Annotated in this window: 1 protein-coding gene; it reads right to left on the bottom strand. The window is 55.1% G+C overall.

Features of this window, described 5'->3' with window-relative positions; translation table 11 throughout:
- Nucleotides 1-22 precede the first annotated feature (22 nt).
- Nucleotides 23-1612: an FG-GAP-like repeat-containing protein gene (locus QUA78_RS32500; protein WP_333399262.1), complete on the bottom strand. Its 1590-nt coding sequence runs from the start codon at nt 1610-1612 to the stop codon at nt 23-25.
- Nucleotides 1613-1675 lie beyond the last annotated feature (63 nt).

A 1675-nucleotide genomic window follows, 5' to 3' on the forward strand; every position in this document is an offset into this window, starting at 1 on the left:
ACTTGAACGGGTTAATTGGAAATCAGAGACAAGCTGCCTGAGTATAATTACTCACTACAAAAGTGACATACTCCCCATCAAAGGTGTAGGTTTTGGCATCAACTGTGACAAAGTTACTGACAGTAGCATTGGCTACGGTGATATCAGTATTATCAAACCCGGTGACATTTTCACTAAAGGTAGCAGTAACGCTAAATAAACCATTTACTGTTGTTGCGGATGCGGATGTTAAGGCAACTATTGGTGCAATACCATCAATAACTATGGCTTTACTACCGCCGAGGGAGTTGGGTGAGGCTAAAGTGGGAAGAGTTAAATCGGCATTCACAGCCAAGTTATCTTGAATTGTGCCGCCGTTGAGGGTGAGGGCGTTGGTGGCGAGGTATTCTAAGTCGGCAGAAGAGTCTCCTGGTTGGACTACATAGTTGAAGGTGAGGGCTGTAGTGCCGCTACCAGAGGCGTAGGTGGCCAATTGGTCAGTTGTACCGGTTTCTAGTTGCAGTCGGGGTGTGCCGGTAACGGTGACAGCAGCATCGAAGGTGACGGTGATATTGATGGTTGCAACGACGCCGTAGCTGCCGTCAGGGGTGGTGGCGGTGACAGCAGTAACTTTGGGGGTGGTGTTGAGCAGGATGGAGGCGCTGTCGCTGCCTCTGTTTGCCACAGCTAAGTCAGGTTTCCCGTCGCCGTTGATGTCGCCGATGCTGACTGACCTGGGGCTACTGCCAGTAGCGAAGGGGACTTGGGAGGAGAAAGTGGGGGTGGTGGCTCCGGTGGGGGTGGTGTTGAGCAGGATGGAGGCACTGCCGCTGCCGAAGTTCGCCACAGCTAAGTCAGGTTTCCCGTCGCCGTTGATGTCGCCGATGCTGACGGAGGCGGGGCCATCGCCAGTTGGGAAGGTGGCTTGGTTGGCGAAAGTGGGGGTGGTGGCTCCGGTGGGGGTGGTGTTGAGCAGGATCGAAGCACTGTCGCTGCCGAAGTTCGCCACAGCTAAGTCAGGTTTCCCGTCGCCGTTGATGTCACCGATGCTGACGGATTCGGGGCGATCGCCAGTAGCGAAGGTGGCTTGGGGGGTGAAGGTGGGGTTGGTGGCTCCGGTGGGGGTGGTGTTGAGCAGGATCGAGGCGGTGTCGCTGTTGAAGTTCGCCACAGCTAAGTCAGGTTTCCCGTCGCCGTTGATGTCGCCGATGCTGACGGAGCGGGGGCCATCGCCAGTTGGGAAGGTGGCTTGGTTGGCGAAAGTGGGGGTGGTGGCTCCGGTGGCGGTGATGTTGAGTAGGATGGAAGTGTAGTTGCTGTTCTGGTTCGCCACAGCTAAGTCAGGTTTCCCGTCGCCGTTGATGTCGCCGATGCTGACGGATATGGGTCCAATGCCAGTTGTGAAGTCAACTTTGGTGGCGAAACTGGGGGTGACGGCGTTGGTGGTAGTGTTGAGCAGGATCGAGGCAGTGTTGTCGCTCTCGTTCGCCACAGCTAAGTCAGGTTTCCCGTCGCCGTTGATGTCGCCGATGCTGACGGATGTGGGGCCATTGCCAGTAGGGAAGGTGACTTGGGGGGCGAGGCCTAATACGCCGTTGTAGGTTTTGAGGGCGTTGGCATTAGAGTGTTCCAACGAAAAAATGATCCAAAATTTCACTCACTTCGACAAAAGATTTCAACGAACCATTTAGTCAAA

This window comes from Microcoleus sp. K4-B3 (assembly GCF_036704615.1).
Taxonomy (GTDB): Bacteria; Cyanobacteriota; Cyanobacteriia; order Cyanobacteriales; family Microcoleaceae; genus Microcoleus.